10 protein-coding genes and 1 pseudogene are annotated in these 12,425 nt (G+C 72.7%); 8 read left to right on the top strand and 3 right to left on the bottom strand.

The genetic code is table 11. From position 1 onward, the window contains the following. Together AAG801_RS34560 and AAG801_RS34555 are read left to right on the top strand one after the other, a co-directional pair. Nucleotides 1–1,491: pseudogene (locus AAG801_RS34560) on the top strand (hypothetical protein); the annotation flags it as partial. Nucleotides 1,492–1,888: 397 nt separating this feature from the next. After that, a complete protein-coding gene (locus AAG801_RS34555; protein ID WP_341892478.1) occupies nt 1,889–3,202 on the top strand; it encodes a flavin-dependent oxidoreductase in 1,314 nt (437 codons plus the stop codon). A gap of 24 nt (nt 3,203–3,226) precedes the next feature. Here AAG801_RS34555 and AAG801_RS34550 read toward each other — a convergent pair whose 3' ends face one another. Both AAG801_RS34550 and AAG801_RS34545 read right to left on the bottom strand, forming a co-directional pair. Next, complete coding sequence (locus AAG801_RS34550; protein WP_341892477.1) at nt 3,227–4,951, bottom strand: tetratricopeptide repeat protein; 1,725 nt, start codon at nt 4,949–4,951, stop codon at nt 3,227–3,229. Beyond that, nucleotides 4,944–6,272 (bottom strand): ATP-binding protein, encoded by a 1,329-nt coding sequence (locus tag AAG801_RS34545; RefSeq protein ID WP_341892476.1) that lies wholly within the window; start codon nt 6,270–6,272, stop codon nt 4,944–4,946. Before AAG801_RS34545 ends, AAG801_RS34550 begins: the two co-directional genes overlap by 8 nt. A gap of 264 nt (nt 6,273–6,536) precedes the next feature. On the opposite strand from AAG801_RS34545, the gene AAG801_RS34540 reads away from it, so the two are divergent. From AAG801_RS34540 to AAG801_RS34515, 6 genes are all read left to right on the top strand, one after another. Beyond that, a complete protein-coding gene (locus AAG801_RS34540; protein ID WP_341892475.1) occupies nt 6,537–7,703 on the top strand; it encodes an imelysin family protein in 1,167 nt (388 codons plus the stop codon). Nucleotides 7,704–7,738: 35 nt separating this feature from the next. After that, complete coding sequence (locus AAG801_RS34535) at nt 7,739–9,115, top strand: di-heme oxidoredictase family protein (protein ID WP_341892479.1); 1,377 nt, start codon at nt 7,739–7,741, stop codon at nt 9,113–9,115. Then, nucleotides 9,112–10,125 carry an imelysin family protein gene (locus AAG801_RS34530; protein WP_341892474.1) on the top strand — a complete coding sequence of 338 codons (1,014 nt, stop codon included), beginning with the start codon at nt 9,112–9,114 and terminating at the stop codon, nt 10,123–10,125. The genes AAG801_RS34535 and AAG801_RS34530 overlap by 4 nt, the downstream gene beginning before the upstream one ends. Before the next feature lie 4 nt (nt 10,126–10,129). Then, the gene (locus AAG801_RS34525; protein ID WP_341892473.1) at nt 10,130–11,185 is read left to right on the top strand and encodes a DUF1513 domain-containing protein; all 1,056 of its coding nucleotides are present in this window, start codon (nt 10,130–10,132) and stop codon (nt 11,183–11,185) included. A 129-nt stretch (nt 11,186–11,314) separates the two neighbouring features. Then, nucleotides 11,315–11,557, top strand: coding sequence for a (2Fe-2S)-binding protein (locus tag AAG801_RS34520; RefSeq protein WP_341892472.1), 243 nt, complete (start codon nt 11,315–11,317; stop codon nt 11,555–11,557). A 32-nt stretch (nt 11,558–11,589) separates the two neighbouring features. Continuing rightward, nucleotides 11,590–11,988 carry a hypothetical protein gene (locus tag AAG801_RS34515; RefSeq protein WP_341892471.1) on the top strand — a complete coding sequence of 133 codons (399 nt, stop codon included), beginning with the start codon at nt 11,590–11,592 and terminating at the stop codon, nt 11,986–11,988. A gap of 123 nt (nt 11,989–12,111) precedes the next feature. Here AAG801_RS34515 and AAG801_RS34510 read toward each other — a convergent pair. Next, nucleotides 12,112–12,425, bottom strand: a 314-nt coding sequence (locus AAG801_RS34510; protein WP_341892470.1) for a transcriptional repressor, incomplete at its 5' end; no start/stop codon positions are given.

Here is a 12,425-nt window from a genome sequence, read left to right as displayed (position 1 = left end):
GTGCAGCCCACGAACCCGCCGCCAGTGCGTACCGTCGGCGGCTCCGTCACCGGCCTGGCCGGAAGCGGCCTCGTGCTGGAAGATCGGGCGCAGTTCATCTCGCTGCCGATCGTGGCCAACGGCAGCTTCGTCTTCAACCGCGCCTACTTCTCCGGCGCCGCCTACGACGTGCGCGTGGCCACGCAACCCTCCGGCCCGGCACAGGTGTGCACCGTCAACCGCGGCAGCGGCACGGTGGCCACGGCCAACGTGACCGACATCGCGGTCGATTGCGTCACGCCCCCCCCGCCCGCAGGCCTGGATGCAAGTTTCGGCAACGGCGGCATCGCCACGGCCGGCCCCGGCGGCGAGATCAAGGCGATCGCGCTGCAGGCCGACGGGCGCATCGTTGCAGCCATCGGCAATGCCCTGGCTCGCTACCACGCCGACGGTTCGCCCGACACCTCGTTCGGCACCAATGGCAGCGTCGCCTCGGTGCTCGGCGCGGACGGCAACAACCAGATCTTCGATGTCGCCGTGCAGCCCGACGGCCGCATCGTCGCCGTCGGCAAGGCGCGCGCCAGCGGTGCATCGTCGCTGGGTGACGACTTCGCCGCCGCGCGCTTGAACGCCGACGGCAGCCGCGACGCCGGCTTCAACGGCGGCCAGGCGCTGCAGGTCGACTGGGTCGCCGGCCCCGACCGCGCAACGCGCGTGCTGCTGCAGCCCGATGGGCGCATCGTGCTGGCCGGCTTCGCGACGACGACGCTGACCTCGACCACGGACGACACCGGCTTCGCCGTCGCCCGGCTCAACGCCGATGGCACGCTCGACACAGGCTTCGGCAGCGGCGGTCGCGCGGCGGCCGAGATCGGCTCGATCGACTTCGGCTACGCGGCGGCGCTGCAGAGCGACGGCAAGATCGTCGTCGCCGGCCGCGTGAGCTACAGCCGCGGCGACGAGTCGGACGTTAGCGTCGTGCGCTTCAACGCCGATGGCAAGCTGGACACCGGCTTCGGCAGCAACGGTGCGCGCACCTTCGACTTGAGCGCCAACTGGGACGAGGCGACCGCGATTGCCGTGCAGCCCGACGGAAAGCTGGTGCTGGCAGTGGGGTACTCGGACGTGGGCAACTTCGCCTTCGGCGTGCTGCGCCTGACGACGGCTGGCGAGCGTGACGCTGCGTTCGGCAGCGACGGCTTTGCGTTCCGCCACATCGGCAGCGGAAACGACAGCCCGAACGCGATCGTGGTCCAGGCCGACGGCCGCATCGTGCTCGCCGGGCACGCGGTGAATACCGCCACCTCCTTCGACGTCGCGCTGGCGCGCTTCGGCCCCAACGGTGTGCCCGACACCAGCTTCGGCAACAACGGCGCGCAGGTGTTCGACCTGTTCAACAGCGCGGACGGCGCCAACGACCTGCTGCTGCAGCCCGACGGCCGGCTCGTCGCTGCAGGCTCGGCGCGCAACGGGCTGGCCACGCTGCCGCTGCTGCTGCGCCTCGTTCCCTAAAGCAGACATCGGCATGCGCATGCTCGACCTACCGACCCTCGCCGCCGTTGCGCGCCACGCTCACGGCGAGCGGCCGGTTTTCGTTGCGCTGAATGGCAGCGATGGGTCGCTACCGCCAGTCCAGGTAACGTGAGAGCGGTCGGTCACGCGGTACCCGCCCGATGGCCGGAGTCCTACGACCGCACCACCTCGTACAGCGGCCGTTCGGGCCAGCACCAGTCGCACGGCCCAATGACCGCTTGGTGCCAGCGACCGTGAGGTCGCGCGCCAGCGGCCACCGGCGGCAACCGCGGCAAACATGTCGGCAGCACTCGCCGCCCATGCGCCTGCACCGATTCGCGAAGGGTCGCTGGACCGGCGCTGGGCGTCCGCCGACCTTCGCCGACAATCCACCGCCATGGCGGAGACAACACAACACAACAACGGCAACACGCACCCGGTACTGATCGCCGGCGGCGGCATCGGCGGCATGGCCACGGCGCTCACCCTGCATCAGCTCGGCGTGCCCTGCGTCGTGCTCGAGTCGGTGGCCGAATTGGCGCCCTTGGGCGTGGGCATCAACCTGCAGCCCAACGCGGTGCGCGAGCTGTACGACCTGGGCATCGACGACAAACTGCTCGACACCATCGGCATCCAGGCCCGCGAGTGGGCGCTGGTGGGCCGCAACGGCAACGATGTGTACTCGGAACCGCGCGGCTTGCGGGCCGGCTACCGCTGGCCGCAGTACTCGGTGCACCGCGGGCAGCTGCAGATGCTGCTGTACCGCACGGTGCGCGAACGCCTCGGGCCCGACGCCGTGCGGCTCGGCCATCGTGTGGTGGGCTACCGCCAGGACGAACACGGCGTGGTCGCGCTGGTCGAGACGCGCGACGGCCGGCGCCTGGAAGTCGCCGGCTCGCTGCTGGTGGCCGCCGACGGCCTGCATTCGCCGGTGCGCGCGCAGATGCACCCCGACCAGCCGCCCATCCAGTGGGGCGGCGCGATCATGTGGCGCGGCACCACGCCGGGCGTGCCGATCCGCAGCGGCGCCTCCTTCGTCGGCGTGGGCAGCCTGCGCCACCGCGTGGTGCTCTACCCGATCTCGCCGCCCGACGCCGCCACGGGCCTGGCCACCATCAACTGGATCGCCGAGATCACGGTCGACAACGCCGGCGGCTGGCGGCAGGGCGACTGGAACCGGCGCGTCGAGCTGTCCGAGTTCATCCATCACTTCGAGGGCTGGAACTACGGCTGGCTCGACGTTCCCGCGATGCTGCGCGGCGCGACGGAAGTGTTCGAGTACCCGATGATCGACCGCGACCCGGTGCCCACCTGGGTGGATGGCCGCGTCGCGCTGCTCGGCGATGCCGCCCACGTGATGTACCCGGTGGGCAGCAACGGTGCCAGCCAGGCCATCGTCGATGCGCGTGTGCTCGGTGCGATGCTGGTGCAGCACGGCGTGACGCCGGCCGCGTTGCGCGCCTACGACGACAGGCTGTGCGCCGACATCTCCGCCCTGGTGCTGCGCAACCGCGGCGCCGGCCCGTTCGGCATCCTCGGGCTGGTGGACGAGCGTTGCGGCGGCGTGTTCGACAACATCGACGAGGTGATTCCCGCCGCCGAGCGCGAGGCCTTCATGGCCCGCTACAAGGCGGCGGCCGGCTTCGCGATCGAGACGCTGAACGCCGCACCGCCGACCATCGCGCCGGGCGCGAAAGCGCGCTGGCCCTGAGCGCGAAAGCGCGCTGGCTATGAGTCAGCGGGCCGTGCCTCGGCCGAACAGCTTGTGAACCATGAGGCCGCACTCGCCGCCGAGCAGCACCAGCAGCGCGCGGGCCGTGCGCAGTGCGAGCCAGCCGCCGGCGACAGTCAGCGGCAGCAGCAGGATGGGGAACAGCGCCTCGATCGGCCGGTCCGCGAGCAGGCGGCCGCCGATGGCGAAGGTGGCCATCGCTGCAGCCACCATCCAGGCCAGCTCGATCAGCGTGCGGCCGAAGGCGCGGTAGCGGCCGGCGCGCGGCGCCAGCGACAGGCGCGCTGCGATGGCACGGAGGCCGGCATCGAGGCCCCAGCAGCCCAGCGCCACGACGAAGGCCCAGACCATCACCGGCAGGCGGGCGGCCGCTTCGGAGGACGGTACGAACGCGCGCAGCGCGACCTCGGCGCCGAGCGCCAGCAGCACGAAGGCGAACAGCCGCAACGGCGTGAACCAGTGCGGCGAGCGCTCGGCCACCCAGGCGGCGAACGACTCGCGCACCGATCCCGTTTGCGCCATGCGCCGGCTGTCGCGCCACTGCTCGCGCCAGCGCGTCAGGTCCTGAATCGCCAGCACCAGGCCGATCAGCAGCAACCAGCCCCACAGCCCGGCCCACGCCGGCCAGGCGAGCAGCGCGATCAGGGACACGCCGACCAGCAGCACGCCCGACACCGCCGCACGCGCCAGCAGCAAACGCAGGCCGCCGCGCCCGGCCCACTGCACGAGGCGGAAGTCGAGCAGCCGCCGCGCCGCGGCGATGACGCCAAAGAACAGGAAGAACGGTACCGCCAGGCCGATGAACACCGGGATGCCCAGCAGCGGCACCAGCACGACTGACAGGTCGTCGGGCAGGTACGCGGCGCCGACCATGCCGAGCAGCAGCAGCGACCAGGCCGCCAGCGCGAACACCTCGAAGCGGAAGCCGAACAGCAGCCGCGCGAAGGCGTTCGGGCCGGTCGACAGGAAGGCGTGGGCACAGGCGTCGCCGAAGGGCTCGGCCAGCGCGCGGCGGCTGCCGCGCAGCGGCGCGACGACGCGGCTGAGCGCCAGGTAGATCCAGGCCGAACGCACGAACAGGCGCTGGCGCGACTTGTCGCCCACGTCGGCGCGCAGCGCGCTCCAGGCCAGCGACACCGCCTCGCGGTACTGCGCCATCGAGCCGCTCAGGCCGGCCAGCCCGGCCAGCGCGGCGTCGTTGTGCGGGTCGAGCCGCAGCGCCTCGCGGTAGGACTGCGCGGCCTCGGCCGGCGAGTGGCGCAGCTCGGCCAGCTGCACGTGGCCATCGGGCCAGTCGGGGTAGCGCGCGACGATCTGCTCGGCGGCCCGGCGTGCGCCGATCTCGTCGCCGGCCTGCTTGCGCGTGTGCGACAGGTTGAGCAGCGCGATCGAGTCGCCATCGGAGGCACGCACCGCCTGCTCGGCCAGCGCGATGGCCTCGCCGTGGCGGCCCTGCAGGCTGTGCCAGTGGCCGAGGATGCGCATCGCCCAGGCCGAGTTCGGGTCCTGCGACAGCACGCCCTTGGCGAGCTGCGCACCCTCGTTGCCGCGGCCGGTGCTGATCAGCACGTGGGCGAGCTGCAGCTGCGCACGGGCATAGGCCGGGTCGGCCTCGACGGCGCGGCGCGCCTGCGCCTCGGCGTCCTTCCAGCGGCCGATGTCCCACAGCGACTTGCTGCGCTCGACCAGGCCGTCGGCGCGCTGCCGCGGCGAGGGCGCGTCAGCCAAGCTTGTTCCTCTTCATGTAGTCGAGCAGGTCGTCGTAGACGCCGCTCTCGTTAGCGAACATCGCGAAGTTGCGCGCCTGCCCGAACCATTCGAGCGTCGACGGGCGCAGCGACTTCAGCGCGCGCTTGAAGTCGTCCGGCCCGACCGGGCGGATCGCCCCGGCCGACGCGCTGGCCTCGATGGCCGACTCGCGCGCGAGGTTGCACAGGTGGGCGAGGTCGGCGCCGGAGAACATCGCCGTCGACTTGGCCAGTGCGGCGGTGTCGATGCCCTGGTGCGGGCAGTTGGCCAGATGGTGGCCGATGATCGAGGCGCGCGCCGGCTCGTCGGGCGGCAGCACCAGCACCGTGCGGTCGAAGCGGCCGGGCCGGCGCAGCGCCGCGTCGATGTCCCAGGGGTGGTTGGTGGCGCCGAGGATGAACACGTTGGTGTTGTCGTGCTGCGAGCCGTCCATTTCGGAGAGCAGCATGTTCACCAGGTTGCGGCCGGCGCCGCCGCGCAACTCGCTGCGCTTGTGGCCGAGCGCGTCGATCTCATCGAAGAACAGCACCATCGGGGCGAGCCGGCGCGCGGTGTCGAAGATCTTGTGCAGGCGCTGTTCGCTCTCGCCGAACCACATGTTCAGCACGTCCTCGAGGCCGATGGACGCGAAGCGCGCGCCCATCTCGCCGGCCAGCGCGCGCGCGAGATAGGTCTTGCCGCAGCCCGGCGGGCCGTACAGCAGCAGGCCGCCGGTGCCGGTCTTGCCGAAGGCCTTGTAGAGCTCCGGGTTGCGCAGCGGCCCGAGCACCGAAAGCTCGAGCTTCTTCTTGACCTCGCTCATGCCGCCGACCTGGGCGAAGCCGATGCGCGGGGTCTGCAGCTCGAACTCCTCGACGAGTTCGCCGTCGTCGGCCGCCAGGCGCAGGCCGGGCCGTTCACCGTCGGCGAGCGCGGCGCCGGAGCTGGGGGCGCCAGTGCCGGCGCTCGGGCTGGCGTCCACCGCGGCCAGCGTCGGCCGGGTGGGCGCTAGCTGCACCGGTGGCGCGGCTGGCGTCGTGTGGGCCTCAGCCGCCGCGGCGCCACCGAGCGCGCTCAGCAGCCGCTCGTAGCCTTCGGCGGTCGGGCGGCCGAGTTGTCGGGCCAGCGCCGCGGCAAGCTGCAGCGCGGGCAGGTTGACGGGGTCCTTGGCCAGCGTGCCGACGCACAGCTCGAGCGCGGCCTCGGGCCGCTCGTCGTCGCGCACCAGCTGCGCAACATGGTTGCGCAGGTCGAGGTCGTCGGGGCTGGCCAGCAGGGCCGCTTCGAGCGCGGCGACGACGGAGGCAGGGGGTCTGGGCATGGGGCGCTGCGCGTTCGGGAATCGGCGAAGCGCGAGGCCTCGGGCGACGAGTGGCGATCGACCGGCGCACGGTGTGCGCCTCAGGCGATGCCGAAAATGTATCGCCGCGCCCGCTGCGTCACCAAGGCAGCAGTTGGCACGCGGCGCGGGCGCCGGCCCCGCCCGTCAGGGGCGTTCCAGGCCGAAAAGCAGATGCGACTCATTCGCATTTATGATAAGGCCCCGTTTCCCACGACCTTGACCTGCCACAGGAGAGGCACTCCGATGAACAAACGTGACTTCCTGCGCGCAGCAGCGGCGATGGCCGCCACCGGGCTGGCCAGCGGTGCCGTGCAGGCCCAGGCGATCGATGCCGCCGCCGTGGCGCGCCATCACGCCGCGCTGGTGCATGCCACCTACGAGGACACGCTGGCTGCCGCGCTGGAGCTGCAGCGCGCGCTGCAGGCCTTCGCCGGCGCGCCCTCGGCCGCCACGCTCGACGCGGCACGCAAGGCCTGGCTGGCGGCCCGCGAGTGGTACGGGCAGACCGAGGCCTTCCGCTTCTACGGCGGCCCGATCGACGACGACAAGGGGCCGGAAGGCCGCCTCAACGCCTGGCCGCTGGACGAGTCCTACGTCGACTACGTCAAGGGCAAGGCCGGCACCGGCCTGGTCAACAACCGCAAGGTGGTGATCTCCAAGGCCACGCTGGCGCGCTACAACGAGCGCGGCGGCGAGGAGAACATCTCCGCCGGCTGGCACGCCATCGAGTTCCTGCTCTGGGGCCAGGACCAGAACGACGGCGGCCCGGGCAACCGTTCGTTCGAGGACTACATCGATGGCAAGGCCGCCAACGCCGACCGCCGCCGCCAGTACCTGCTGGTGGCCACCGAGCTGCTGATCGACGACCTGCGCTACCTCGTCGCCGCCTGGGCGCCGAACGCGCGCAACTACCGCGCCGCTTTCGAGCGCGGCGGCAACGAATCGCTGCGCAAGATCATCGTCGGGCTGGGTTCGCTGTCGCGCGGCGAACTGGCCGGCGAGCGCCTGGAGGTGGCATTGAACACGCAGGACCAGGAGGACGAACACTCCTGCTTCTCCGACAACACGCACCGCGACGTGGTCAGCAACGCGCTGGGCATCCGCAACGTCTGGACCGGCCGCTACCAGCGCCGCGACGGCAGCGTGCTCGAAGGTCCTTCGCCGGCCGCGCTGGTGGCGGTGAAGGATGCCGCGCTGGCCGAGCGTGTCACGAAGCAGATCGCCGCCTCGGTGGCCGCCGCCGAGGCGATCCAGGCACCGTTCGACCGCGAGATCCTCGGCGCCAAGGACGCGCCGGGCCGCCAGCGCATCCAGAAGACCATCGCCAGCCTGGTGCAGCAGTCCAAGGACCTGGTCGATGCGGCGGCGGCGATCGGCATCACCCGGCTGACCCTGGTGCAGCCGACGTGAAGCCGATCCTGCTCGGCGCGCTGCTCGGCTCACTGCTGTGCGCCGGCCTGGCCCTGCCGGTGTGGGCCGACAACGCGGCCGACAACGCACCCGACGAGCGCAGCGGTGGCGACACCACCGTGTTCGCCACCGGCCGCAACGCCTTCTCGTTCCCGCTGGCGACGCTGGACGATGCCGAGCGTGCGCGCTTCGCGGTCGGCAACTCCTTCTTCCGCCGCAACTGGGTCGAGGCGCCGGCCTCGACGACGGCGCGCGACGGCCTCGGGCCGCACTTCATCGCCCGCTCCTGCGGCGGCTGCCATGTGCAGGACGGCCGCGGCGCGCCGCCCGAGCGTGGCGAGCCGCCGGTGGCGCTGCTGCTGCGCCTGTCGGTGCCTGGTGTGGGTGCCAAGGGCGGTGTCGTGCCCGAGCCGAACTACGGCGACCAGCTCAACAACAACGCCATCCAGGGCGTCACGCCGGAAGGCCGCGTGCGCATCGGGCAGCGCCCGGTCCGCGGCCGCTTCGCCGACGGCACGCCCTATGTGCTGCAGCAGCCGGTCTACCGCATCGACCGGCTCGCCTACGGGCCGCTGGCCCAGGGCACGCTGGTGTCGCCGCGCATCGCACCGCAACTGGCCGGCGCCGGCCTGCTGGAAGCCATTCCGGAAGCCGAGATCCTCGCCAACGCCGCGGCGCAGGCGGCCGCGCCGGGGCCGGTGAAGGGCCAGGTCAACCGCGTCTGGGACGACTTCCTGCAGGCGCAACGCATCGGGCGCTTCGGCTGGAAGGCCAACGTCGGGACGCTGGCGCACCAGACCGCAGGCGCCTTCGCCGGCGACATCGGCATCACCTCGGCGCAGCATCCTCAGGAGGCCTGCATGCCGGCGCAGCGCGACTGCCTGGCGGCGCCGCACGGCGGCCGCGGCGGCGCGCCGGAGATCGACGAACGCACGCTCGGCGACGTGGTCTTCTACCAGGCTACGCTGGCGCCGGCGGCGCGCCGCAAGGCCGACGATCCGCAGGTGAAGCGCGGCCAGGCGCTGTTCGAGCAGGCGCAGTGCAGCGCCTGCCACCGGCCGAGCTACCTCACCGGCGCGAGCCCGCTGCCCACGATGGCCAGCGAGCGCCTGGCCGGCCAGCGCATCTGGCCCTACACCGACCTGCTGCTGCACGACATGGGCGAGGCACTCGCCGACGGCCGGCCCGACTTCGAGGCCAGCGGCCGGCAATGGAAGACGCCGCCGCTGTGGGGCATCGGCCTGATCCACGACGTCAACGGCCACCGCCGGCTGCTGCACGACGGTCGTGCCAACGGCGTGCTCGAGGCGGTGCTGTGGCACGGCGGCGAGGCCGAGGCGTCGAAGCGGCTGGTGCTGGCGATGAAGAAGGCGGAGCGCGAGGCGCTGGTGCGCTTCGTGGAATCGCTGTGAAGCGGCGCCAGGTTCTCGCCGTCGCGGCGCTGGTTGTCGGCCTGCCGCAGGCCGTCGCGCAGAGCGACTGGCGGCGCGTGGCGGTGCCGGTCTACGGCCCGCAGGACTTGGTGCGCGGCGTGATCGTGCATGCGCATCTGCCGCGTGCGCAGGCCTTCGCGGCCGCCGCGGCGGCGCTTGTCGAGGCCTTGCGCAGCGGCTGCGGCGCGCCGGCACGCGAGCGCTGGCGCGAGGCCATGCTGGCGTGGAGCGGGCTCAACGCCGTGGCGATCGGCCCGCTGCTGCAGCGCCGCTCGGTGCGCCGCATCGACTTCCAGCCGGCGCGGCCTGCATTGATCGAGCAGGCGATCGTGCGGGCACCGCAGAACGAGGCCGACATGGAGCGCATCGGCAGCGCCGCCAAGGGCTTCGGCGCGCTGGAAGCGCTGCTGTGGCGCCCCACCGCCGATGCCGCGGCCTGTGCCTATGCGCTGCAGGTGGCGCTGGACATCCAGCGTGAAGCCGATGCGCTGGCCGCCGGCTTCGCGGCGCTGCGCGAGGCCGACGACGAGGCGCTCACCGCGCTGTTCCCCGAGGTCCTCAACCAGTGGATCGGCGGGCTCGAGCAACTGCGCCTGCAGGGCATCGAACGGCCGTTGATCGAGGCGCGCCATCGTGGCCGTGCCGTCGCTTTCCCGCGTGGCCTCAGCGGCAGTGACGCCGCCGAGCGGGCCGCGCGCTGGTCGAGCTTGCGGGCGCTGGCGGTGTTCGAGGGCGGCACCGTGCCGGCGCCCGGCGCAGGGCTGGTGCCGTGGGAGACCTTCCTGCGCGGCCGCGGCCTCAACCCGCTGGCCGACAGGCTGCGGCGCAGCGCGCTGCAGGCCGATGCGGCGCTGCGTGCTGCCGGCGCGGCCACCCCGCCACTTCGCACAGCCTCGCGCCGGCTCGCCGAACTGAAGACGCTGGCCGAAGCCGAGCTCGCGCCGGCGGTGGACGTGCGCGTCGGCTTCTCCGACGCCGACGGCGACTGAGTTCGTGAAGCGGCGCGACTGGCTGATCCGCAGCGCCGCACTGCTGCTGGCCGTGCCGGCCGCGCAGGCGCGCAGCAGCGCACCGCGGCTGGCTGCGGCCTGGGACGATGCGCGGGGCCGACACCACGCCGGCTGGCTGGAGCCGCGCGCCGACGACGCATTGCGCGTGCGGCGGGCCATCGAGCTGCCGACGCGGGCCCACGGCCTGTGGATCGACGCCGACGGCAGCCTGCTGGTGGTGGCGCGCCGGCCCGGCGAATGGATGCTGCGCTGGCGTGCCGGCAGCGCGCCGCAGTGGCGGTGGAGCGAGCCCGAGCGCCGCCTGTGCGGCCACGTGATCGCGCTGCACGGCGCGCTCTACACCACCGAGTGCGACACCGACAGCGGCGCCGGCCGCGTGGTGCGGCGCGATGCACGCAGCCTGCAGCCGCTCGCCGACTGGCCCAGCCACGGCATCGACCCGCACCAGTTGCTGGCCGACGCCGATGGCACGCTGCTTGTCGCCAACGGCGGGGTGCCGACACTGCCCGAGCGGGGGCGCGTGAAACTCGATCGTTCGACGATGGACCCGTCAATGGTGCGCCTGGACACGCACAGCGGCGAGTTGCTCGGCCAGTGGCGCCTGGACGATCCGCGCCTGTCGATCCGCCACCTGGCGCGGCACGCTGGCGGTCGCATCGGCATCGCGCTGCAGGCCGAGCACGACGACGCGGCCGCCCGCCTCGCGGCGTCGCTGCTTGCCCTGTTCGATGGCGCAGCCTTGCGCACCGCCGAGCAGCCGCGGGCCCTGGCCGGTTATGCCGGCGACATCGCCGCGACACCCGACGGCTTTGCGCTCGCCGCCACCCGCGCCGGCGGTGTCGCCCGCTGGACGAGCGCCGGGCGGTGGGCCGGCTTCACCCCGCTGCCCGAGGCCTGCCCGCTGGCGATGGAGGGCGGCGAGCTGTGGGCCGGCGGCCGGGCGCAGGCCCTGCGCGACGCCACGGCGGCGGCACCTCGGCCCCTGGCCGCGGCGATGCGGCTGGACAACCACTGGCTGCTGGCGCCGCCAGGCGCCTGAGGCACGGGGCGCTCGGTCGCCGGGAATGACCCTGTTGCAAACAAGAACGCTTCTCATTAAGATGACATCCATGGGCGGACTGGTCCGAACCGAACGCCCATCCACCATGCCCCGCCGGAGCCTGCTCTCATGATCGTCTGCCTTTGCCACCGGGTGTCCGACCACGCGATCGTCAGCGAGGTGCGGGCCGGCTGCGCGAGCTTCGACGAACTGCAGGACACGCTGCGTGTGGCCACGGCCTGCGGCGCCTGCGCCGACTGTGCGCTCGACACCTTCGAACGCGGCCGTGACAGCGCCCACGCGTCCGCCTGCTACGCAGGCCGCGCCGGCCACGATCGCGCCATCGTGCGCATGCACGCAAGCGTCGCCTGACAAGACGGCACCGCGCCCGAGCAGGAGCGCCGATGACACAGCCCGACAGCGCCGCGCGCCAGCAGCCGCTGGCCGAAGCCCTCCTGCGCCGCTGGGACCGCATCGGCATCGGCGTGCGCTGCGCCTACAACCCGAAGTGCCCCTGCGTCCTGCGCCACTACCTGGCGGCAGGGCGGCAGGTGATCGCCCATGGCCTGCGGCCGGCGGTGCAGGTGCAGCAGCGCATGCTCGCCGTGCTGCTGCAGACCGCCCGCGACGCCGCGCTGCCGTGGTACTGGCGCAGCGTCTGCCTGGAGTACACCACGCTGCCGCTGGCGCGCCTGAACTCGCTGCTCAAGACCGAGGACCCGATCGCCTGCCAGGCATTCGAGTGCGCCGTGCAGGCGGCCCACGATCAACTGTCCGCGGCGCGCCCGGCAGAGGGGCCATGAGGCACAGCGCGTTGCGCGCCGCGCTGAAATGGGCCGCCCTGGCGGCCATCATTGCCGCCGTCTACCTGTTCGTGCCGCTGGTGGCGTGAAGGGCGGCGGGCAGGCCGCCTCGCCGCAACCGGCTCAGCCCTTGTCGCCTCGGCAGGCCGGATCGCGGCACAGCCCGTACAGCGCGAGCGTGTGCTCCTGCAGTTCGAAGCCGCGCTGGCGCGCGACCTCGTGCTGGCGCCGCTCGATCGCGGCGTCGTAGAACTCCTCCACCTTGCCGCAGCGCATGCAGACCAGGTGGTCGTGGTGGCGGCCCTCGTTGAGCTCGAACACCGCACGCCCGCCCTCGAAGTACTGGCGGCTGAGCAGGCCGGCCTGCACGAACTGCATCAGCACGCGGTAGACCGTGGCCAGGCCGATGTCCGAGCCATCGGCAAGCAGCTGCTTGT

The organism is Variovorax sp. YR752 (assembly GCF_943372545.1).
This window is presented reverse-complemented; position numbering and strand designations above follow the sequence as displayed.